General features: G+C 60.9%; 19 protein-coding genes and 1 riboswitch. Of the genes, 8 read left to right on the top strand and 11 right to left on the bottom strand.

Translation table 11 applies throughout. The annotated features are described in order from the left end of the window. The first annotated feature begins 168 nt into the window (after window positions 1-168). Window positions 169-286: riboswitch (guanidine-I (ykkC/yxkD leader) on the top strand. A gap of 111 nt (window positions 287-397) precedes the next feature. From ACO07N_RS22060 to ACO07N_RS22030, 7 genes are all read left to right on the top strand, one after another. Next, window positions 398-1,468, top strand: a complete 1,071-nt coding sequence (locus ACO07N_RS22060; protein ID WP_421983089.1) for a putative urea ABC transporter substrate-binding protein — start codon at window positions 398-400, stop codon at window positions 1,466-1,468. Window positions 1,469-1,539: 71 nt separating this feature from the next. Then, window positions 1,540-2,361 carry an ABC transporter permease gene (locus tag ACO07N_RS22055; RefSeq protein WP_421983088.1) on the top strand — a complete coding sequence of 274 codons (822 nt, stop codon included), beginning with the start codon at window positions 1,540-1,542 and terminating at the stop codon, window positions 2,359-2,361. Further along, the gene (locus ACO07N_RS22050; RefSeq protein ID WP_421983087.1) at window positions 2,358-3,191 is read left to right on the top strand and encodes an ABC transporter ATP-binding protein; all 834 of its coding nucleotides are present in this window, start codon (window positions 2,358-2,360) and stop codon (window positions 3,189-3,191) included. The genes ACO07N_RS22055 and ACO07N_RS22050 overlap by 4 nt, the downstream gene beginning before the upstream one ends. Window positions 3,192-3,200: 9 nt before the next feature. Next, a complete protein-coding gene (locus ACO07N_RS22045) occupies window positions 3,201-4,439 on the top strand; it encodes an agmatinase family protein (protein ID WP_421983086.1) in 1,239 nt (412 codons plus the stop codon). 4 nt (window positions 4,440-4,443) lie between these two features. After that, window positions 4,444-4,926 carry a hypothetical protein gene (locus ACO07N_RS22040; RefSeq protein ID WP_421983085.1) on the top strand — a complete coding sequence of 161 codons (483 nt, stop codon included), beginning with the start codon at window positions 4,444-4,446 and terminating at the stop codon, window positions 4,924-4,926. After that, window positions 4,923-5,135 (top strand): hypothetical protein, encoded by a 213-nt coding sequence (locus ACO07N_RS22035; RefSeq protein WP_421983084.1) that lies wholly within the window; start codon window positions 4,923-4,925, stop codon window positions 5,133-5,135. Before ACO07N_RS22040 ends, ACO07N_RS22035 begins: the two co-directional genes overlap by 4 nt. A gap of 99 nt (window positions 5,136-5,234) precedes the next feature. Continuing rightward, entirely contained in the window at window positions 5,235-6,884 is a 1,650-nt protein-coding gene (locus ACO07N_RS22030; RefSeq protein WP_421983083.1) for an alpha/beta hydrolase, read from the top strand. A gap of 4 nt (window positions 6,885-6,888) precedes the next feature. On the opposite strand, the gene ACO07N_RS22025 is transcribed toward ACO07N_RS22030, so the two are convergent. After that, window positions 6,889-7,830, bottom strand: coding sequence for a patatin-like phospholipase family protein (locus ACO07N_RS22025; protein ID WP_421983082.1), 942 nt, complete (start codon window positions 7,828-7,830; stop codon window positions 6,889-6,891). A gap of 228 nt (window positions 7,831-8,058) precedes the next feature. On the opposite strand from ACO07N_RS22025, the gene ACO07N_RS22020 reads away from it, so the two are divergent. Beyond that, window positions 8,059-9,267, top strand: a complete 1,209-nt coding sequence (locus tag ACO07N_RS22020; RefSeq protein WP_421983081.1) for a mandelate racemase/muconate lactonizing enzyme family protein — start codon at window positions 8,059-8,061, stop codon at window positions 9,265-9,267. Between the two features lie 50 nt (window positions 9,268-9,317). On the opposite strand, the gene ACO07N_RS22015 is transcribed toward ACO07N_RS22020, so the two are convergent. The 10 genes from ACO07N_RS22015 to ACO07N_RS21970 all read right to left on the bottom strand — a co-directional run bounded on the left by ACO07N_RS22015 (window position 9,318) and on the right by ACO07N_RS21970 (window position 21,290). After that, window positions 9,318-10,382 carry a BMP family ABC transporter substrate-binding protein gene (locus ACO07N_RS22015; RefSeq protein ID WP_421983080.1) on the bottom strand — a complete coding sequence of 355 codons (1,065 nt, stop codon included), beginning with the start codon at window positions 10,380-10,382 and terminating at the stop codon, window positions 9,318-9,320. 101 nt (window positions 10,383-10,483) lie between these two features. Further along, window positions 10,484-11,398 carry an ABC transporter permease gene (locus tag ACO07N_RS22010; RefSeq protein WP_421983079.1) on the bottom strand — a complete coding sequence of 305 codons (915 nt, stop codon included), beginning with the start codon at window positions 11,396-11,398 and terminating at the stop codon, window positions 10,484-10,486. Continuing rightward, a complete protein-coding gene (locus ACO07N_RS22005) occupies window positions 11,391-12,479 on the bottom strand; it encodes an ABC transporter permease (RefSeq protein ID WP_421983078.1) in 1,089 nt (362 codons plus the stop codon). The genes ACO07N_RS22010 and ACO07N_RS22005 overlap by 8 nt, the downstream gene beginning before the upstream one ends. Continuing rightward, a complete protein-coding gene (locus tag ACO07N_RS22000; RefSeq protein ID WP_421983077.1) occupies window positions 12,479-14,059 on the bottom strand; it encodes an ABC transporter ATP-binding protein in 1,581 nt (526 codons plus the stop codon). The genes ACO07N_RS22005 and ACO07N_RS22000 overlap by 1 nt, the downstream gene beginning before the upstream one ends. A 24-nt stretch (window positions 14,060-14,083) precedes the next feature. Next, window positions 14,084-15,094: a xanthine dehydrogenase accessory protein XdhC gene (xdhC, locus tag ACO07N_RS21995; RefSeq protein WP_421983076.1), complete on the bottom strand. Its 1,011-nt coding sequence runs from the start codon at window positions 15,092-15,094 to the stop codon at window positions 14,084-14,086. After that, window positions 15,091-17,430: a xanthine dehydrogenase molybdopterin binding subunit gene (xdhB, locus tag ACO07N_RS21990; RefSeq protein ID WP_421983075.1), complete on the bottom strand. Its 2,340-nt coding sequence runs from the start codon at window positions 17,428-17,430 to the stop codon at window positions 15,091-15,093. Before xdhB ends, xdhC begins: the two co-directional genes overlap by 4 nt. After that, window positions 17,414-18,895 (bottom strand): xanthine dehydrogenase small subunit, encoded by a 1,482-nt coding sequence (gene xdhA, locus ACO07N_RS21985; protein WP_421983074.1) that lies wholly within the window; start codon window positions 18,893-18,895, stop codon window positions 17,414-17,416. Before xdhA ends, xdhB begins: the two co-directional genes overlap by 17 nt. A gap of 3 nt (window positions 18,896-18,898) precedes the next feature. Continuing rightward, complete coding sequence (gene uraH, locus ACO07N_RS21980) at window positions 18,899-19,249, bottom strand: hydroxyisourate hydrolase (protein WP_421983073.1); 351 nt, start codon at window positions 19,247-19,249, stop codon at window positions 18,899-18,901. A 90-nt stretch (window positions 19,250-19,339) separates the two neighbouring features. Beyond that, window positions 19,340-20,299, bottom strand: coding sequence for a LysR family transcriptional regulator (locus tag ACO07N_RS21975; RefSeq protein WP_421983072.1), 960 nt, complete (start codon window positions 20,297-20,299; stop codon window positions 19,340-19,342). A gap of 13 nt (window positions 20,300-20,312) precedes the next feature. After that, window positions 20,313-21,290, bottom strand: a complete 978-nt coding sequence (locus ACO07N_RS21970) for a quinone oxidoreductase family protein (RefSeq protein ID WP_421983071.1) — start codon at window positions 21,288-21,290, stop codon at window positions 20,313-20,315. Window positions 21,291-21,313: the final 23 nt, after the last annotated feature.

Here is a 21,313-nt window from a genome sequence, read left to right as displayed (position 1 = left end):
CATGGATGACCTAAAAGTGGTCACGCATGCCTGTTTTTTGGACAGAACGTTTCTGTCGAGAGATGCGCGTGTCTTCTAACTGACTCGGACGATCTTAATAAGCTATTGTTTTAAAAAGATAATCTAAAGCTCCGAGGCAACTGGCATCCAGATTGCTACTTCAAAGGTGTGCAGCGCGCCTAGGGATCCGGTCGATCATGACGCAGGACCAAGAGGTGCAAACCGGACGCAGAAGGTCGCTGACCAGCATAGTCCGGTGACACGGCGGGACAAAAACCCGGGAGACTACTGCACGAGGTTTCGCGCGCGCGAACCTGCTCCCGGACGTGCGCAAGAAACTCATGATTGAAGCCCAACCGGTTCCTTCCAGCGGGCTAAAGACAGGAGACGCGCACGAATGTTGAAATCCATAGCCAAAGCTTCCCTACTCGCAGCGGCGTTGACAGTGCCTCTGTCCGTTGCATCGGTTCAGGCCGAGGAAAAGAAAGACTTCAAGGTCTGCTGGTCGATCTATGTCGGCTGGATGCCCTGGGGCTACCTGCAAGACAGCGGCATCATGAAAAAATGGGCCGACAAGTACGAGATCGACGTGGAGATCGTACAGATCAACGACTATGTCGAATCCATCAACCAGTACACGGCCGGCGAATATGACGGCTGCTCCATGACCAACATGGATGCCCTGTCGATCCCTGCTGGCGGCGGCGTCGACACGACCGCGTTGATTGTCGGTGACTATTCCAACGGCAATGACGGCATCATCCTGAAAGACAAGTCGGATCTTGCCGACATCAAGGGCCAGACGGTCAATCTCGTCGAATTGTCGGTGTCTCACTACCTGCTCGCCCGCGCCCTCGACACCGTGGGGCTGTCGGAGAAGGACCTGACGGTCGTCAACACGTCCGACGCCGACATGATCGCAGCCTACGCGACGCCGGATGTCACCTCAGTGGTGACCTGGAACCCGCTGCTTTCGGAAATCGAGGCCCAGCCGAACGCCACGAAGGTGTTCGACAGCGCCGGCATTCCCGGAGAGATCATCGATGTCATGATGGTCAATACTGAAACGCTCGCGGACAATCCGGCCTTCGGCAAGGCCCTGGTCGGTGCCTGGTATGAACTGATGTCGATCATGTCGTCAGACAGCGACGAAGGCATTGCCGCACGCACGGCCATGGCCGAAGCCTCCGGAACCGATCTGGCCGGATATGATGCCCAGCTGGCAACCACCAAGATGTTCTACACACCTGCTGATGCCGTGGAGTTCACCAAGGCGGCAGAACTGCCGGCCACGATGAAGTTCGTTGCGGAATTTCTCTACGACAAGGGCATTCTGGGTGAAGGCGCGCCGAGCCCCGAATTCGTCGGCGTGGCCTTTGCGGACGGCTCGATCTACGGAGATGCCAACAACGTGAAGCTCCGGTTCGATCCGAGCTTCATGCAAATGGCAGTCGACGGAGCGCTTTGAGCGTTCACGACCAATGATGACCCGGCCTTTCAGGGGCCGGGTCGCTTGAACGCACGCCGTCAGGACGTCTCATGCGCATCATCAACCGGAAACCGTCCCGGGTAACCGCCCTTGCACTCGGCATTCTGCCGTTCGCAGTGACGCTCGTCACCTATGCCGTCGCAAGCCACTACCGGCGGCTTGAAAACCCTGCCGACAAGCTCCTGCCCTCGATTGAGCGCATGGGGGAAGCCTTCTGGCGCATGGCAGCCGTTCCGGACCGTCGATCCGGGGACCTGCTCTTGTGGGTCGACACGTTCGACAGCCTGTGGCGGCTAGGAACGGGAATGGCCGTTTCGACGCTGCTGGCGCTTTGCCTCGGCATCGCCATCGGTTTCATCCCGCATGTGAGAAGTGCGCTTGCGCCCTATCTGGCGACGTTCTCCCTGATCCCGCCGATCACGATCCTGCCGATCCTGTTCATCACCTTCGGCCTCGGCGAGGCTGCCAAGGTCGCACTGATCGTGATCGGAACAGCCCCGGTGATGATCCGCTCGACTGCCCAGGCCGTTCTCGACATCCCGCGGGAGATGATCATCAAGGCTGAGACGCTCGGTGCGTCGGTCTGGCAGATGATCACGCGGCTGGTTCTGCCTCAGGTTCTGCCCAAGCTGATCACGGCGCTCAGGCTGGGTCTCGTGCCGGCGTGGATCTTTCTCATCTCGGCCGAAGCCATCGCGTCGACCACCGGTCTCGGATACCGGATCTTTCTCGTCCGGCGCTATCTGGCAATGGACGTGATCCTTCCATACGTGGTGTGGATCACCCTCCTCGCCTTTCTGCTGGACAGGTTGCTGCTCCTGATTTCCAGGCGCGCCTTTCGCTGGCACCATCTGGGGAGCGACGCGCTATGACGGCCTCCCCTTGCAAGCTTTCGGTGAAAGGCGTTTCCAAATACTACGACGGCACACCCGTTCTGGAACGGGTCGATCTGGATGTCGAGGCCGGCGCCTTCTGCACGATCGTCGGTGCCTCCGGCTGCGGCAAGTCGACGTTCCTGCGCATGCTGCTGTCCCAGGAACATCCGACCCGCGGATCCATCCAACTGGACGGCAACGAGCTGCCGGAAGAACCGACGCCCGACCGGGGCATCGTCTTCCAGAAATATTCCGTCTTCACACATCTGACGGTCGCGGAAAACCTGATCCTTGCGCAGGAATTCCAGGCCTCACGTCTTGCCGGCAAGCTGTTCGGGACGCGGAAACAGGCGGCTCTGTCCGATATCGGGGATCTGCTCGAGCGTATCGGTCTTTCAGCTGCCGCCGACCGCTATCCGGCTCAGCTCTCCGGTGGCATGCAGCAGCGCCTCGCGATCGCCCAGGCCCTGATCAAGAGACCTAGCATCCTCTTACTGGACGAACCCTTCGGCGCGCTCGATCCGGGCATTCGGGTCGACATGCACGAGTTGCTGCTCGATCTCTGGCGCGAACTCAACATGACCATCTTCATGGTGACCCATGACATCCACGAGGCGTTCAAGCTTGGAACGCGGCTGCTTGTCTTCGACAAGATCCGCCATGATCCGCAGGCGCCCGAGGCATTCGGGGCGACGATCACCTATGACCTGCCGCTCCAGGCCCCCCACAGCTCCGGCAACGCGGTCGAGCCCAACGACATCGCCGAAACGATCGGCACGGGCGCGCCGCGCAAACCAATCAACAGTTCACAAACCAACCCCTCATGAGGAACGTCCATGACCTTCTTTGATCCTTCCGGTCCGACGACGCGGCACAAGGTTGCCGGGGTCGCAACCCGGCAGCCTACGGAACGGCAGCACCATCCCGATTTCGACAAGCTGCAGCTGCGCGGGTGGAAGTCCGCGGAAAAGGAAGGCACCCTGCCGACCGCAGCCTGGGAAAAGGAAAAGGCCTGGGCCCTGCGCATGGGCCTGACCGGCTCCGACAGCCTGACCGATAAGTCGATCCCGACCTTCGCGCGTGGCGAGCTGCCGCATTATGCGGGCATCAACACGTTCCTCAAAGCGCCCTACGTGGAAGACGTGACCCAGGTCGGCGCTTATGATGCCGCGATCATCGGCATCCCGTTCGATGGCGGCACGACCTACCGTCCGGGAACGCGTTTCGGTCCGCAGGGCGTGCGCAAGATCTCCGCGCTCTATACGCCGTACAACTACGAAATGGGCGTCGATCTGCGTGAGCAGATGACCCTGTGCGATGTCGGTGACATCTTCACGATCCCGGCGAATATCGAGAAGACCTTCGACCAGATCACGCGCGCGGTGTCCCACGTAGCCTCGTCCGGTGCCCTGCCGATCATGATCGGCGGGGACCATTCGATCGGGTTCCCGTGCGTGCGCGGCATTGCCGAATGCACGTCGAAACGGATCGGCATCGTGCATTTCGACCGTCATATCGACATTCAGGAGAAAGACCTCGACGAGCGCATGCACACCACGCCCTGGTTCCACGCAACGGATCTGGTCAATGTGCCTGCGGTCAATCTGGTTCAGATCGGCATCGGCGGATGGCAGGTTCCCCGCGAAGGCGTCGAGGTCGCCCGGGAGCGCAACACCAACATCTTCACGATGCGGGATGTCGAGGAACTCGGCCTCGCGGAAACCGCGGCGCGCGCCCTTGAACTGGCGTGGCAGGATGCCGACGCCGTCTACATTTCGTTTGATATCGACAGCGTCGATTGCGGCTTCGTTCCCGGAACCGGCTGGCCGGAGCCGGGCGGTTTCCTGCCGAGAGAAGCGCTCGAACTCGTCTCGCTGGTCGCGAAGGAAGGTATCTGCGGGCTTGAGGTTGTCGAGGTTTCACCCCCTTACGATTGTTCCGACATCACGGCATTGCTGGCGACCCGGGTCATTGTCGACGTGCTCGGCACGCTCGTTTCCCACGGCAAGATGGGCTCGCACAAGTCGATCATCGACAAACCGGTCTCCATCCCGGCCGGGCCGGATGTGGGGTAAGCCGATGCCACACGATCACTTTCACCCCCACGGCCATGATCACCATCATCACGATCACGACCATCATCACCACCACCATGGCCACAATCATGCGGGTGCTGATCATCTCCACTCGCATGTGCATGGCGCGTCCGATGCCGAAAGGGCGGACGAGCTGCAGGCGCTTGCCACCAGCTTCATCGACGGCTTTCGCTCCGCGGAAGACAAGACGAGTTACCTGAGGCTTGCCGGGGTTCCGTTTCATCAGGCGGGATCGGACGGTCTCGTTCAGCATCTGGTTGATGCAAAGATCGTGTCCAACTGGCAGATCGGCACGGCCTCCCCGGCCTTCGCGTCACGCGAACTCGTCTATATGCCGTTTCCCGGCTCGATGGTTTCGGACCGCGAGACAATGACCTTCACCTATGTGTCGCTGACCGAACGCCTCGACATGGACCTGATCGACATCCTCACCAACAGACTGAAAACGGGAGATATCGCAGAATGAAACGCATGGTCACAACGGCGGCACTGACCGCCCTTGCATCACCCGCCCTTGCCCATCCGGGCGATCACCATGAACTGACGGGCTGGGCCGACGCTCTCTACCATCTTCTGGGCTCACCCTTTCACCTTGCACTGGTTGCCGGAGCGATCGTGCTCGGCTTCGGTGTCCTGAAGGTGCGCAGCTCCCGGCGGCAGGCCAAAAAACGCTGACCCTAAGGTCCCGCAAAAAAGCCGATAGACAAGCACGTGCGTGTCATGCTCATTCCTTGGGATCAAACGTGAAAGGCGTGATCTGGGACCGAGGAAGACATGGGTTTGTTACAGGTTATTCGAAACGGTCTGTCGGCAACCGCGCTCGTTGTCGCGGTGAGCTGTTTCGGGGCCGCCCTGACACCGTCCCTGATGCCGCGAGACCCGATGGTTCAGGCCGCGCTTGCGGCCGTTGCGGCCAGTCTCGGTTACGAGGTGGCGATGCTCGTGCGCGCCCTCTGGCGCTACATGGAAATTCCCGACATCAAGGGCCGCTTTCTGTGGGTCTGGTGGGCAACCGCGCTTTTGATGAGTGCCGGAATTCTCGTCTATTCCCTATCAAAGGCGGCCTCCTGGCAGAACGCGACGCGCGCGGCAGTCGACCTGCCGCCGCTCGACACAGCTGCTCCGTTCTTCATCTTCGCTGCCGGAGGGCTCATGTTTCTCGGCCTGTGGACGGGTTTCAGACTGGCGGGTGTCCTTCGGCGGTTCGTGGCCCGTGTGCTCGACCGCTTGGTGCCGCAGAAGGTCGGCGTGGTGCTTTCCATCGGCCTGGTTGGCTGGTTCTTCTGGGCCCTGATCGACGGAGCGCTGATAAGATCCACGCTTCGGGCAGCGGATGCATCGTTCGAAGCGGCCGACGTGCTAATCGAGCCGGATATCGCGCAGCCACAGGATCCGTCGAAGACCGGCAGTCCTGCCTCGCTGGTCAGATGGGACGAGATGGGACGCTGGGGGCGCCACTTCGTTGCGTCGGCCCCGACCATCGAGGAGATCTCGGAATTTCAATCCGGACCCGTGATGGAGCCGCTCCGGGTCTATGTCGGCCGCAGATCGGCCGATACGGCGGAAGCGCGCGCCGATCTCGCTCTTGAAGAGCTGATCCGGGCCGGCGGGTTCGAGCGGTCCGTGCTCGTCGTGATGGTTCCGGTCGGTACCGGCTGGATGGACCCGGGTGCACATGACACGCTTGATTTCATGCTGGCCGGCGATGTCGCGACGGTCTCCGTGCAGTATTCCTACCTGACCAGCATGCTGGCCCTGCTTGCGCATCCCGACTACGGCGTCGCGCAGTCCCGGGCGCTGTTCGACAAGATCTACGATTACTGGACGGGGTTGCCCAAGGACGAGAGGCCCCGGTTTTACGTACACGGTCTCAGCCAGGGGGCGTTCAACTCCCAGGCAACCCTGCCCCTGTTCGACATGCTGGGAGACCCGATCCAGGGTGCCATGTGGGCGGGTTCGCCGTTCTTTTCCAGGTACTGGACCGAAGTGCGTGACCAGCGGAACGAAGGCAGCCCGGCCTGGCGCCCGACATTCGGCAACGGCTCGCTCGTGCGCGTCATGGATCAATATGGTGGACTTGACGGTGATTTCAGAACCTGGGGACCGATTCGGGCTGTCTTTCTCAACTACGGCAGCGATCCGATCGTCAATTTCACCTTCGACAGCGCGGTGCGTCCACCCGCCTGGCTGGACCAGCCGCGCGCACCGGATGTTTCCGACCGGCTCTCCTGGTTCCCCATTGTGACCATGTTGCAGCTTGCGCTCGATTCCATGTTCGCGCTCGACGTTCCAAGGTTCGGGCACTACTACGTCGCCCCCGACTATATTGACGCGTGGGCGGCGGTGGTCGAGCCCGAGGGCTGGTCAACGGACCGCGCGGATCAGCTCAAGGACATCTTCTCCAGGCGTGGCCCGGCGTTTTAGACCGCTAGGTTTTCTCCAGAAGCGTGCCGAGTTCCCGCTTGAACACGTCCTTCGCGGGCTCGGCCGCTTCCAGGATGTCTTCGATCTTGAAGAAATCCATCGTCTTGAACTTGCCAATCGGCGGTTCGATCAGGAGATCTGGGCGCGAGCAGGCGAGCTTGGCTGCAACGAGGGAATGCAGAGTGATGGAAAACGACCCGATCCACGTGTCCAGGCCGCTCGGAAGACCGCTCTTGTGCGAGTAGTCGCTTCCCGTCACATCGACGCCGACGGTCAGCAGGTCCGGCCTTTCAAAGACGTCGAACGGTGTCGGGTTGACGAAGCCGCCGTCTATCAGGACGCGGCCGTTGATCTCGACCGGCGTCAGCAGCATCGGCAAGGCTGAGGACGCCGCGATTGCCGGCAGCAGTTGCCCGTCATCGAGCACGACTTGCGACTGCGTGTAGAAATCCGTCGCGATGATCTTGAGCGGTATATCGAGTTCATAAAAGGTCTCGGCCATGGTGTTGGGAAAGACGGTCTGGAACAGGATGATCGGATCGATGATGGCCGGCCGCACCACATTGAAGAGGGACGACCATGTGCGGCCGTCCTTCAGGAACAGTTTTTGAAACAGCTGCGTTTTCTTCGTGAATAACTCGACCGCGAATTCCCGGATCTCGGCACCGCTCATGCCCCCGGCATACAGTCCGCCAAGGATCGAGCCCATTGACGTTCCCGCCATTTCCGCCGGTTTGACGCCGAGTTCATCAAGGCCTTCGAGGATCGGAATATGCGCGAACGCTTTCGCCGCCCCGCCGCCGAGCGCGAGGGCAAACCGGTCTGTTGCCTTGTTCGCGGCAACGTTGTCGGAGCCGTCGTTTGTCGCCTGGGCCTGTTTCATGGTCTGAAGCGTTGTCCCTCCGGCAGCGATTGCGCCGAGCATGAGTTCGCGTCTTTGTATCATCGCTTGTCCTTCACCTGGCAAGTGGCACCGGGGTAACGGTCCGGGCGGCAGCCGGACCAGCCAGGATGCCGTTCTGATCCGAAAGGTAGCTATCGCGACCCTGGAATGCCAGCTGATATCAGTGCGACTGACCTTGCAACGCGACCGGACTTCGCAACAATGCTGTCATGGTGCGGACGATCAGGTCTGCGAACCGGGCTTTGAACTCCAATGGAACAGGACAGTGCCTTGAAAATAGAAGCCGTTGAAACCCTGCGCCTCGCCGAGCACCCCAATCTGTTGTGGGTGCGGATCCATACCTCGGACGGATTGACCGGCCTCGGCGAAACCTATTTCGGTGCAGGCCCATGCGAAGCGGATGTTCACGACCGGATTGCCCCCATTGTCCTGGGGCAGGATGCACGCCGGATCGAGTTCCTGAACATGAAGATGCAGCCCTATGTCGGCTTCACCGGAACCGGCGCCGAGATCCGCGCCGTTGCCGCCGTCGATGTTGCGCTCTGGGATCTCGCCGCCAAGTCGGTGAACAAACCGCTGGTCGACCTTCTGGGCGGTCGGACGCGCGATCGGATCGCGGTCTACAACACGTGTGCCGGACCGGCCTATGTTTCAAAGACCTCCGCCGTCAGGCCGGACAATTTCGGAACCGACGAAGGCTCCGGCTCAGCTGTGCTCCATGACGATCTCAACGGGTTCCTGAACCATCCCGAAGACGTTGCCGCATCGCTTATGGAGATGGGGATCTTCTCCATGAAAATCTGGCCTTTCGACCTGGCGGAAGGCGCAGCGGACGGGATCGACATTTCGCTGGCGGATCTCAAAAAGGGGCTGGAGCCGTTCGAGCGCATCCGCAAGGCGCATGGTGACCGCATGCGCCTGAAGGCGGAGCTGCATGGTCTCTGGAGCCTAAATGCCGCCAAGAAAATCGCACAAGCGCTGGAACCGCTCGATATCGACTGGATCGAGGATCCGGTGTGGATGGACCGCACGGATGATATCCGAAAACTGACGGAAAGCTCGCCCGTACCCTTTGCCGGCGGGGAAACACTCGCAAGCCTCGGCCAGTTCAAGGCGCTGATCGAGGACGGCGACATTGCGACGCCGATCGTCGATGTTACCTGGGCCAGCGGCGTCACCATTGCCCGGAAAATCGCCGCGCTTGCAGAGGCAAACGCCCGTCCGGTCGCGTTCCACGACTGCTCGGGGCCGGTCACGCTGGCGGTTTCCACCCATCTTGCGCTCGGTTTGAGGAATGTCAGGGAGCAGGAAATCGCGCGGGGCTTCTATTTCAACTGGTATCAGGATCTTGTCGACGACCTGCCGCCAATCGAAACGGGCATGATCACGGTGCCCGAGAAGCCGGGTCTGGGGATGGATCTGCAGCCGGGTCTGTTCACGCGCGAGGACGCGATCCACCGGATATCCAGACTGGATTGAACAGAAAGAAAACGGGCCGGATCATGTGAACCGGCCCGTTTGATGTCAGCTTATTCGGGAAGCTTGTCGTCGATGCCCTGGACGTACCAGTTCATGCCGAGAATGGCGCCGTCATCCAGGCGCACGCCGTCTTCCGCGGCAACCGAACCATCCTGCTTGGTGATCGGTCCGGTGAACGGCTCCCAGCCATCCTTGATCTTTGCTTCCGTTGCCTGTGCCATCTCCACGACATCTGCCGGGAGGTTGGTGTAGGGCGCCATCACGACGTGGCCTTCCGCCAGCCCTTCCCAGGAGCTGTGCGTGTGCCAGTTGCCGTCGAGCACTTCCTGGACGCGTTCGACGTAGTACGGTGCCCAATCGTCGATGATGGCCGTGTACTGGGCATCCTTGGCGAAGTTGATCATGTCGGATGCCTGGCCGAAGCCGTGCACGCCGCGCTCCTGTGCGACCTGAAGCGGTGCGGTGGAATCGGTGTGCTGTGTGATGATGTCCGCGCCCTGGTCGATCAGGGCCTTGGCAGCGTCCGCTTCCTTGCCCGGATCGAACCAGGTGTTCACCCAGACAACCTTGACCTTGAAATCAGGATTGACGGACTGGGCTCCGAGCAGGAATGCATTGATGCCGGCGACCACTTCCGGGATCGGGAAAGAGGCGATGTAGCCGGCGGTTCCGGTCTTGGACTGCTTTGCGGCAATCTGGCCGATGATGTAGCGGCCCTGGTGGAACTTGGAGTTATAGGTCGCAACGTTGTCCGCCGTCTTGTAGCCGGTGGCGTGCTCGAACTTCACGTCCGGGAATTTCTTTGCAACCTTGATTGTCGGGTTCATGTAGCCGAACGAGGTGGTGAAGATGATGTTGCAGCCTTCGCGGGCGAAACGTTCGATGGCGCGTTCCGCATCGGGGCCCTCGGCAACGCTCTCAAGGTAGGCGGTCTCGACCTTGTCGCCGAACTTTTCTTCCACGGCAAGACGGCCCTGATCGTGCTGGTAGGTCCAGCCGAAGTCGCCGACGGGGCCGACATAGACGAAGCAGGCCTTCACGTCGGCTGCATTGGCGGCGGTGCCAAGCGCAGCGAACGCAAACGCTGCGACCGTGGTCTTCAAAAGAGATTTCATACGAGTAGTCCCCTCTTGTTTGATCTCTTGTCTTTGCGATCTTCTGTTTGGCCCAGGCCGTGATCGCGTTCAGGCCAGGACCGTTGCTTTGTCCGGCCGGTTCAACGGTCCGGTACGAACGGTTTCCCCAGACATGCCGGAGTGTTCACCAAAGTCAATCTGCGATTTGCCGATATCAGGACGAGAACCAGAATAGTGGCCAGATACGGCAGGCTGGAAAGCAGTTGCGACGGGATGTCGAACTCCAGCGCCTGTGCGTGCAGGTTCAGAACGCTGACCGCGCCGAACAGGTAGGCCCCGATGACGACGCGCAGCGGCAGCCAGGAGGCAAAAACAACCAGAGCCAGGGCGATCCAGCCCCGTCCCGCCGTCATGTTTTCCACCCATTGCGGCGTGTAAGCCAACGACAGGTAGGCGCCCGCCAGTCCCGCGCATCCGCCGCCGAACAGGATCGCCATGAAGCGGACCTTCACGACCGAGTATCCAAGGGCATGCGCCGAACCGTGATTGTCTCCGACCGCCCTCAGGACGAGCCCGACGCGGGTGCGGAAGAGGCCATAGGCAACGACGGCGACGAGCACGAAACTCAGGTAGACCAGCGCATCCTGCTGGAAAAACACCGGTCCGAAAAACGGGATTTCGGACAGAACCGGGATATAGAGCTGCGGCAGATCAAGGCCCGGAACCCCGATGAACGCTTCGCCGATCATTCCGGACAGACCGATGCCAAGGATCGTCAGCGCAAGGCCTGTCGCGACCTGGTTTGCCACGAGAAACAGCACCAGTACCGCGAAAAGTGCGGACATAGCCATGCCGGCGGCAATGGCTGCAATGACCCCCAGCGATCCCGATCCGGTCTGGTTGGCAACGGCGAATCCGATCACGGCTCCCATGATCATCATGCCTTCCACGCCGAGGTTAAGGACGCCGGAGCGTTCAACGACGAGTTCGCCGACGGCGGCGATCAGAAGCGGGGTCGCGGCCGTGATGACCGTCAGAAGTACGGCTTCAAACATGGGTTGCCTCCCCTGCGGTCGTGCGCTTCGTGACCAGTCTTATCCGGTACAGGATCAGTGTGTCGCAGGCGAGCACGAAAAACAGCAGCAAACCCTGGATCACGCTCGCGATTTCATTGGAAACACCCATCGCGGACTGGACGCCCTCGCCGCCTATGTAAGACAGCGCAAGCACGAAGCCGGCGATGATGATGCCGATCGGATTGAGCCTGCCGAGAAAGGCGACGATGATGGCCGTGAAGCCGTAACCGGGCGAAATCGACGGCAACAGCTGGTTCAGTGCGCCGGAGACTTCCATCGTGCCGGCGAGCCCGGCCAGAGCACCTGCGAGAGCAAACGAGAACAAGGTCAGTCCCTTGGCGGAAAAGCCTGCGAAACTGCCGGCGCGGGGACTTTCGCCCATCACCCTGATCTCGAAGCCTTTCAGTGTTTTCGCAAGCACCACTGCCAGGATGACCGCGATCACGATCGTGATCGGTGCGGAGAGACTCATCGCGCCCCCGAACACTTCCGGAAGCGTCGCCGCGTCCGAGAAAATCCGGGATTCGGGAAAATTGTATCCGCCCGGGTCGCGCCAGGGGCCGCGGACCAGGTAATCGAGAAGCAGGCCGGCAACATAGACAAGCATCAGGCTCGTAAGGATCTCGTTGGTGTTGAAGCGCGTCTTCAAAAGCGCGGGAATGAGTGCCCAGAGCGCTCCGCCGATGGCTCCGAACAGCAGCATCAGCGGCAGGGTCGCGGCGTTTTCGAAAGACGGAAACAGAACCGGCAGAACGGACCCGAACAGTGCACCGACGACAAACTGTCCTTCGGCACCGATGTTCCAGTTGTTTGACAGGTAACAGACGGCGAGCCCGCAGCCGATCAGGATCAATGGTGTTGCCTTGTCGATGGTCGCTTCCAGGGACCATTGCTGGGTCAGCGGTTCTATGAAGAATTTATATAATCCAATCAGAGGATTGTGGCCGGTTATTGAGAAAATGATTGCGGCCGTGAGGGCGGTCAGCGAGACCGCGATCAGGGGGGACAGCAGGGCCATTGCCTGACTGTGTTCTTTTCTTTTGACAAGCTCGAGACGCATCAGGCCACCTCTCCCTGCGTTTCGGCGCCACCCGCCATCAGCAGACCGACGCGTTCTCGCGTCATCTGCGTGGCCGGTTCCGCGGCAGACAGGAAGCCGCGTGAGATGACGGCGATCCGGTCGGCAATCTCGAAGATTTCATCGAGGTCCTGACTGATTACGAGGACGGCGGACCCGGATCTTGCCAGGTCGATCAGGGCCTGGCGGATCAACGCGGCAGCGCCTGCATCAACGCCCCAGGTCGGCTGGTTGACGACAAGTACGCCGGGTTCCCGATCCAGTTCCCTGCCAACGACGAATTTCTGGAGGTTGCCACCGGAGAGCGATCTGGCTTCCGGATCGTCATGCGACATGCGGACATCGAAGGCCTTCTTGATCCGCTTCTCCAGGTTGCTTGCCTCGGCGGTCGAGACAAATCCCCCGCCGACGAGTTTGTCGCCGGTGCTGTGGCGCGTCAGAACGATGTTCTGGGAGAGTTTCATGCCCGGTACGGCACCGTGACCGAGACGTTCTTCCGGAACGAAGGCTGCGTTCTGCTTTCTCCGCCAGGTGATGCTCTTGTTGCCGCAAGGGGTTCCGTCAATCCGCACCATGTCTGCCGTCACACGCATTTCACCTGAAATGGCATCGAAGAGCTCCCCTTGCCCGTTGCCCGCGACACCGGCGATGGCAACCACTTCTCCGGCCCTGAGGTCCAGGGAAATTCCGGTGAGCGCGGTCGCGAAGGGTGTTGCGGCCGGTGCGCTCAGTTTTTGAAGCGTCAGGCGGGTTTGCCCGACCTGCGCCTCCCCGTCTCCGGAACTGACGGACGCGACATCGGCACCCACCATCATGCTGGCAAGGGACGCGGCCGTTTCCTTCGTCGGATCGCATTCGCGCACGACCTTGCCGTGCCGCAGGATCGTGGCGTGATGGCAGATCCGTTTCACTTCCTCCAGCCGATGGCTGATGTAAAGAACGGCACAGTCTTCTTTTGCCAGTCGCTGAAGCGTGACGAAAAGCTGATCCGCTTCCTGCGGCGTCAGAACCGAGGTCGGTTCATCCATGATGATGAGCTGCGGCTCCTGCAGCAGGCAGCGCACGATTTCGATGCGCTGACGAATGCCGACCGGAAGATCGGCGACGATATCCCCCGGGCGCAAGGGCAGTCCGTAATCTCGTGAAACCGTCTCGATCCGCTTTGCCAGGTCCTGCATGTTGCCCGGATTGGGCAGTGCCAGTGCTATGTTCTCGACAACGGTCAGGGCCTCGAACAGCGAGAAATGCTGGAAGACCATGCCGATGCCGAGTTCCCGCGCCGCTGCCGGGTTGTTGATCGACACCGGCTGTCCGTTCCAGGAGATCTCGCCGCCATCGGGATCGAGCGACCCGTAGAACATCTTGACCAAGGTCGATTTCCCGGCACCGTTCTCGCCCAGGAGCGCGTGAATTTCACCCTTGTTGAGAACGAGATCCACCCTGTCGTTGGCAAGGATGTCACCGAACCGCTTGGTCAACCCGCGGGCGTTCAGAAGCGTTTCTCTTTCGGACCTGTCATTGGGCACGTCGCCACCAAGATCCGGGCTACCTGTTTCTTCCACGTCTTCCCCCACCTGAATGCCGCCTTATCGACCAAGTGTCATGTTCCGGGCAAGCCCAGATCCGCTCGTTTCCCGGTTCTCGCCCGCTTCGAGCCGCTCAAGAAGGTCCACCGCAATTCCGGCGGCTATTGCAGCCGGGTGCTTTGACTTTATTGTCGTTTTTCCGACCGGGCACACCATTTTCGTCAACAGGAGATCGCTCAGTCCCCGCTGTTTCAATCTCTTCATGAACCGGGCTTTTTTCGTTTTTGAACCGATAACGCCGCAATATCCGAAGCGTTGCAGCAGCAAGGCCCGTGCCATGATGTCCTCGTCGAGGGCGTGGGAATGGGTCATGGCCAGAACAAAGGCGCCGGACGGCATGTCATCGAGTGCGGAGGCCGGATCGTCGAGGGCGACTTTCGTCACATGGGCCGGCACGGCGCGCGGGAACTGATCCGCGCGGCTGTCGATCCACGTGACCGAAAACGGCAGCGGTGCAAGTGCCAGCACGAGCGCCTTGCCGACATGCCCGGCACCAAACAGTGCAAGCTGCGTCCTTGTTTCTCCGAAACGTTCCACGACCTCGCAGATGGTTTCATCAGCACTTTCAACCAGTTGGAATGGACGCGCGGCAGAGGCATCCAGAATGCGTCGGGGCCCGAGACGCCCGTCCCGCATTTCGGCGCTGGTGGCAAAAACACTGCCTTCATTCTCGCGCTGCGCCAGCAGGCCGGCCGTACCGGCTGATTGCGCCGTCAGGACCTCGATCGACAGCTTGGCCCGCCCGCCGCAGCATTGGCCAAGATCCGGGCCAAGGGCGACGGACTGAATGTCGAGGAGCGCAGTGTTTTCAGCGGCGAGCCGTGCTGCCTTGCGGATAATCTCCAGTTCGAGCGTGCCGCCGCCGACCGTTCCGAAAAAGGATGCGTCCGGCCGCACCACCATGCGCGCGCCTGCCTCGCGCGGTGCGGAGCCATCCACCTGTACGACGGTCACGAGGGCGCAGGAGCCGCAAGCTTCCAGACTTTCGGCGATGTGTGTCCAGACCTTCATGCGCCTGCCCTTCTGCGGCGCATGTCCTGCACGGCGCGCATGATGGCCTCCGGTGTCGCCGGTGCATCGAGGTTCGGTATCTCGAAAGGCGCAAGGCTGGCGATCGCATCGTTGATGGCGCAGAAGACCGAATTGGCAAGCATTACGGGCGGTTCGCCGACCGCCTTCGAGCGATAGACCGTGTCCTGGGGGTTGCCGCTGCTGTCGTAAAGCTGAACGTCGAAATGGTCCGGTATGTCGGATGCCGTCGGGATCTTGTAGGTCGACGGCGCATGCGTCCGCAGTCTGCCTTCCTCGTCCCAAACGAGTTCTTCCGTTGTCAGCCATCCCAAGCCCTGGACGAAACCACCTTCGATCTGTCCGAGGTCGATGGCCGGGTTCAGCGAGTGGCCGACGTCGTGGAGGATATCGACCCGATCCACGATCATCTCACCGGTCATCGTGTCAATGGTCACTTCCGAGCAGGCGCCACCGAAGGCGAAGTAGTAGAATGGCCGCCCGGACACGGTTTCCCGGTCCCAGGTGATGCCGGGGGTGGCGTAGAAACCGGCATGGGACATCTGGATGCGGCCGGCATGCGCCTGTTTCGCGACTTCCGCGAGCGTGTAGCCCTTGTCGCCCACCAGGACCCTGTTTTCGCCGAAGAAAATCACATCCTGTCCGCACTGGTGCATTTCACACAGGAACGAGATCAGCCGCGACTTGATCTCCTGTGCCGCGATCCTGGCCGCCATGGCGTTCAGGTCCGTGCCCGAAGACGCGGCTGTCGGCCCGGTGTTCGGCACCTTGGAGGTGTTGGTCGCAGTGATCACGACCTTGTCCATCGTCACCCCGAATTCCTCGGCGACCACCTGTGCGACCTTCTGATAGAGGCCCTGCCCCATCTCGGTGCCGCCGTGGTTCAGGTGAATTGATCCGTCCGTGTAAAGGTGGACGAGAGCGCCGGCCTGGTTGAGGTGCTTGAGTGTGAAGGAAATGCCGAACTTGACCGGTGTCAGGGCGACACCTTTTTTAAGGACCGCGTTGTTTTCATTGAAGGCGGTGATTTCCTCGCGCCTTATCCAGTATTCGCTTTTTGCTTCCAGCGTCGAGATGAGGTCATGCATGACCTCGAACTCCTCTACCGGCATTCCGTAGGGCGTGATGTTGCGCTCGCCGTCGTAGAAATTCAGCTTGCGGACCGTCAGGGGATCCTTGCCCAGACTGATCGCGATGGCGTCGATCAGTCTTTCGGCGGCGAGCATGCCCTGCGGGCCTCCGAAACCGCGGAATGCGGTGTTGGAGCATGTATCCGTCCTGAGCCTGCGGGAACGGATCGATGCGTCGGGATAGAAGTAGCTGCTGTCGGCGTGGAACATGGTGCGGTCGTTCACGCCGAGCGACAGGTCCGCGGAGTATCCGCAGCGCGCCAGAAACTCCAGGTCGACGGCTCGGATCAGCCCCGCGTCGTCGTGACCGACTTTCCAGTTGACCTTGAAGTCGTGACGCTTGCCGGTCATGATCATGTCGTCGTCGCGATCGAGGCGGACCTTGCAGGTCTTGCCGGTCCTGGCGGCGGCGAGCGCAGCCAGCGCAGCCCATTGGTTCGCCTGGGATTCCTTGCCGCCGAAGCCCCCGCCCATCCGGCGCACTTCCGCCGTGACCGTCGCGTCCGGAACGCCAAGAACCTTGGCGACCGTGTGCTGGATCTCTGTCGGATGCTGGGTCGACGACAGGACCAGCATGCCGTGGTCTTCCTGAGGCGTGGCCATGGCGACCTGGCCTTCCAGATAGAAATGTTCCTGGCCACCGATGTTCATCGAACCGGACAGGATGTTTTTGGACGCCTGCAGGCCGGTTTCGGGAGATCCCCTTCTGAACTGGTAGTCCGGCAAGACGGTCGTATCGGCAGCGACAGCGTCCTCCGGGGTCAGGATCGGCGTGATCGGAGCGACGTCGATTTTTCCCTTCAGTGCTGCCTTTCGCGCGATGTCCCGCGTTTCAGCAACGACGGCGAACACCACCTGGCCGAAAAACAGGATTTCGTCCTCGGCAAGAACAGGGTCGTCTCCGAAGGCGGACGAGCAGTCGTTCGTTCCCGGAATGTCTTCAGATGTCAGCACCGCGACAACGCCGGGAGTAGATCTGACGTCGGCAAGGTCAATTGAAAGCAGTTTTCCCCTGACGGCGTGGCGTGCCCAGCCGGGCGCCACATGCAGTGTGCCAGACGGTTCGACGGCATCGTCGATATAGGTCGCGGTCCCCGTGACATGCTTTTCGGCGCTGTCATGCGGCAGCGCCTTGCGGACGTTCTTGAGGGTGGGCATCTCCTGGCTGCGGTCAGGCTGCGCGGTCATTGTCAGCCCCCCGCCTCGACGAAATCCGGATGTCTCCCGGCGCTGTCCCGCTAATTTCCATCAGGGCCTTTGCCAGAAGTGCCCGCGCCGTTTCCATTCGGTAGCCCGCGCTTGCACGCATGTCGGTCAACGGATCGAAATCGGAAAGCAGCGCTTTCATCGCGTCGCCCCATGTCGACGGATCGTCAAGTTCGGCGCCGGAAAGTGCTTTTTCCGCGTTCGAGGCCCGCATCGGGGTCCCCGCCATGCCGCCATAGGCGATCCTGGAAGCGACGATGAGACCTTCTTCGACCGTGAACCGGAAAGCGCCCATGACCGAGGAGATATCCTGATCAAACCGCTTGGAAATCTTGTAGCAGCGGAACGCCTGGTTGGCGGAAAGCCGGGGGACAAAGAGGCCGGTGACGAATTCGCCGGGCTTCCGGTCCTGTCTGCCGTACTGCAGAAAAAAATCCTCAAGCGCAATCGCCCTTGATCCTTCGACCGATTGCAGTTCGAGCGTGCTGCCGAGCGCGATCAAGGCCGGCGGCGTGTCACCGATCGGCGATCCGTTTGCGATGTTACCGCCAACGGTGCCCGACGCGCGCACCTGTTTCGATCCGATCCGTCGCCAGAGCTCCCCGAGGTCTTCCGAGAGACCCGTCACGGCCTTTTCCGTTGCCGTGTAGGTTGCTGTCGATCCGATCAGAACGCCTGAGGGGCTGTCTTCGACACGGTCCAGACCTTCAATCCGGCCAAGCCAGATCATCTTGGGCAGCTCGCGCAAATGCTTGGTGATCCAAAGGCCGACATCCGTTCCGCCGGCAATCAGGGTCGCATCCGGATGCTGGCCATAGAGCGCTGCCAGACCGTCAAGCGTTGCGGGCGCGGAAAAGAAGCTGTCGCCGTCGCCCACGAAAATATCGCGGCTGTCGGCGAGATACTGCAATTGTTCCCGGGTTTCGTTGGCGCGCCAGGTGAAGGCGTCGTCGGTTGCCTGGAAGCAGGTTTCCAGGGCCGCGTCGACGATCGGACGGTAGCCGGTGCACCGGCACAAATTTCCGGCCAGCCAGTCGGTCACCGTCTTGCGGGTCTGGGTGACGTTCTCCGCGTGATAGAGGGTGAAGAGCGACATGATGAAACCGGGCGTGCAGAAGCCGCACTGGGATCCGTGCAGATCCACCATGGCGCGCTGGACCGGATGCAGCCGGTCGTCCTGGGCAAGGTCTTCGACCGTCACCAGTTCCGCACCGTCGATCATGCCGAGCAGCAGAATGCAGCTGTTCACCGGTTGGTAGACCAGCCTTCCCTTGACGAGACGCCCGAGCGCAACCGTGCAGGCCCCGCAGTCGCCCTCGCCGCAGCCTTCCTTGGTGCCGGTTTGTCCCAGCCGGAGACGCAGGTAGTCGAGAAGGGTTTCCGTAGGCCCGACATTGTCCAGTTCAACGATTTCGCCGCGCCTGAGGAAGCGGATCGTGTCGCGCATTGCCTAGCTCCCCCTGTACGTGGAATAGCCGAAGGGCGAGAGCAGCAGCGGTACATGATAGTGGCCATCTGCCTCGGCTATTCCGAAGCGAATGGGAATGACATCGAGAAACAGCGGGTCGGGAAGCTGTTGTTCCGTCGTCTTCAGATAGTCGCCTGCATGAAACCGGAGCTCATATGTACCTGTCCTGAAAGCATCGCCGTCCAGGATCGGGCCGTCCACGCGTCCGTCGGCGTTCGTGACATGAGACGAGACGAAGACCGGTGTTTCGCCGTATAACCACAAATCTATCTTGAGCCCGTTCGCGGGCTTTCCCAAAGCCGTGTCGAGTACGTGCGTCGTCAAGCGACCCATCAACATTCTCCCTCGCGTGACCAAGTGTCACAAAGCCTGACAAAAATGTGCCTTATAAACCAACGGAACCAAAGCGCTCATTTGAGACCTTTATGTTGCCGTTTCGGCATCAATTGAAGGTAGATTGTCCTTCATGGTCAACACTGCGTGGTCAAAAAACATTCCCGGCGCAAGGGCCAACGCCCGAAGAGACGAGGTTATCACACACAACCGGTCCGCCTGGAGCGGCGCGTCCGTAAGGGGTTTGAAAACCAGCGATCCCGAAGCCAGATCATCCTCGCAACCGATCATCGTCTGAAATCCGATGACGTCCTCTTCGCGCGCGAGTGCCCGCATCAGGCGCAGCGAATTGGCTTCCACATAGGTCCTCGATGCGCCGGGTATCCGGCTTCGGACGAGATCCAGCCGCGTGCGCAGCGACAGGCCCTCCGCCGGCAAGGCTACGGGAAACTTCAGGCAGTCGTGAAGCCCCAGCCTGCCCTGCTCCGCCAGTGGATGCCTGGGCGACATCAGCGCGCCGATCACGAGCTCATGTTCAAACGCGACCGTCAGCGCCGAGTTTTCGGGCGGGTCGAAGGTGAAACCGACATCCGCCTCGGCGGCCTCGACCTTTGCAGCCGCGTCCTGCGAGGAGGAAACGGAAACACTGACATGAATGCCCGGATACCGTTTCCGGAAACTGCTGATCAGAGCGGGCAGGAGTTTTTCCGAGACGCTTTCGACGCTGGCGATTGAAACGGAGCCGCGCCTGAGGCCTTTCAGGGCATCCAGTTCGGCAACCGTTCCCTCGAAATCGGAATATGTCCGGCGAATATGCGCCAGGAGCAGTTCGCCCGCCTGGGACAGCCGGATGCGCCGCCCGACCCGATCGAACAGCTGCATTCCCAAAGCATCTTCCAGCCAAAGGATCTGACGGTTGACCGCCGAAGATGCAACGTTAAGCTCTCTTGAGGCGGCCCTGATCGAGCCGGCCTCGGCGGCCGCCATGAAATATCGCATGGCGGGAGAGTAGAGATTGCGGGACAGCTCCTGGGCCCGGCCGCTAAGCATCGCACCCGTATCCTCAGGGTATGAGAACGGTCGTGCCCGTCGTTTTTCTGCCCTCCAGGTCCTGGTGCGCCTGCACTGCGTCAGCCAGCCGGTATTCCTGGTTCACCTCAATCTTGACGATCCCCTTTTGAACGACGTCAAAGAGCTCGGCGGCGGTTTTTTCAAGCGCAGCGCGGGTTGCAATATAAGTGAACAAGGTCGGCCGGGTTGCGAAAAGAGAGCCTTTTTGCGCAAGCAGGGCCAGATTGAAGTCGGTGATCGGTCCGGAAGATTGTCCGAAGCTGGCCCACAGCCCGCGCGGTTTCAGGCAATCCAGGGAACCGGGATAGGTGTCCTGTCCGACCGAATCGTAGACGACATCGCAACCTTTGCCGCCGGTTATCTCCTTCACCCGCTCCACGAAATCTTCGGTGCGGTAGTTGATCATGTGCTGATAGCCATGGGCTTTCGCAAGCTCGATCTTTTCCTGCGACCCTGCGGTGCCGATAACGGTAGCGCCGAGATGGGCGGCCCACTGCCCGGCGATCAGGCCGACACCGCCAGCGGCTGCATGAAACAACAGGGTTGTCTCGGGCCCGACCTGGAAGGTCTGGCGCAGCAGGTACTGGGCTGTCATGCCCTTGAGCATCATTCCTGCTGCGGTCTTGTCGTCGATCCCTTCCGGCACCAGGACGAGACTGTCTGCGGAGATGATGCGCTCCTGGGCATAGGAACCGATCGGGCCGGCATAGGCGACACGGTCTCCCGGGCTCAGGTGGGTCACGCCCTCGCCGACCGACTGAACAATGCCTGCACCTTCATTGCCCGGCGAGAACGGTGTGCCCGACGGGGCCGGATAGAGCCCGGAGCGAAAGTAAGTGTCGATGAAGTTCAGGCCGATCGCCGTGTGCCGGATGCGTGCTTCACCCGGACCGGGCTCGCCGACATCGACATGTTCCCAGCGCATGACGTCTGGACCACCAGTTTCATGGACACGGACAGCCTGAACCATTTTTCCCTCCGGGAGGCCTTGCG

The sequence above is a fragment of the Roseibium sp. genome, from assembly GCF_965229775.1.
Lineage (GTDB): Bacteria > Pseudomonadota > Alphaproteobacteria > Rhizobiales > Stappiaceae > Roseibium.
The sequence above is the reverse complement of the archived record's forward strand: the minus strand, read 5'-3'. Positions and strand labels throughout refer to the sequence as shown.

Bases quoted from the DNA above. Each gene is read 5' to 3' on its own strand.
- ACO07N_RS22060 (WP_421983089.1), top strand. From the start codon at position 398: ATGTTGAAATCCATAGCCAAAGCTTCCCTACTCGCAGCGGCGTTGACA.
- ACO07N_RS22055 (WP_421983088.1), top strand. From the start codon at position 1,540: ATGCGCATCATCAACCGGAAACCGTCCCGGGTAACCGCCCTTGCACTC.
- ACO07N_RS22050 (WP_421983087.1), top strand. From the start codon at position 2,358: ATGACGGCCTCCCCTTGCAAGCTTTCGGTGAAAGGCGTTTCCAAATAC.
- ACO07N_RS22045 (WP_421983086.1), top strand. From the start codon at position 3,201: ATGACCTTCTTTGATCCTTCCGGTCCGACGACGCGGCACAAGGTTGCC.
- ACO07N_RS22040 (WP_421983085.1), top strand. From the start codon at position 4,444: ATGCCACACGATCACTTTCACCCCCACGGCCATGATCACCATCATCAC.
- ACO07N_RS22035 (WP_421983084.1), top strand. From the start codon at position 4,923: ATGAAACGCATGGTCACAACGGCGGCACTGACCGCCCTTGCATCACCC.
- ACO07N_RS22030 (WP_421983083.1), top strand. From the start codon at position 5,235: ATGGGTTTGTTACAGGTTATTCGAAACGGTCTGTCGGCAACCGCGCTC.
- ACO07N_RS22025 (WP_421983082.1), bottom strand. From the start codon at position 7,830: ATGATACAAAGACGCGAACTCATGCTCGGCGCAATCGCTGCCGGAGGG.
- ACO07N_RS22015 (WP_421983080.1), bottom strand. From the start codon at position 10,382: ATGAAATCTCTTTTGAAGACCACGGTCGCAGCGTTTGCGTTCGCTGCG.
- ACO07N_RS22010 (WP_421983079.1), bottom strand. From the start codon at position 11,398: ATGTTTGAAGCCGTACTTCTGACGGTCATCACGGCCGCGACCCCGCTT.
- ACO07N_RS22005 (WP_421983078.1), bottom strand. From the start codon at position 12,479: ATGCGTCTCGAGCTTGTCAAAAGAAAAGAACACAGTCAGGCAATGGCC.
- xdhC (WP_421983076.1), bottom strand. From the start codon at position 15,094: ATGAAGGTCTGGACACACATCGCCGAAAGTCTGGAAGCTTGCGGCTCC.
- xdhB (WP_421983075.1), bottom strand. From the start codon at position 17,430: ATGACCGCGCAGCCTGACCGCAGCCAGGAGATGCCCACCCTCAAGAAC.
- xdhA (WP_421983074.1), bottom strand. From the start codon at position 18,895: ATGCGCGACACGATCCGCTTCCTCAGGCGCGGCGAAATCGTTGAACTG.
- uraH (WP_421983073.1), bottom strand. From the start codon at position 19,249: ATGGGTCGCTTGACGACGCACGTACTCGACACGGCTTTGGGAAAGCCC.
- ACO07N_RS21975 (WP_421983072.1), bottom strand. From the start codon at position 20,299: ATGCTTAGCGGCCGGGCCCAGGAGCTGTCCCGCAATCTCTACTCTCCC.
- ACO07N_RS21970 (WP_421983071.1), bottom strand. From the start codon at position 21,290: ATGGTTCAGGCTGTCCGTGTCCATGAAACTGGTGGTCCAGACGTCATG.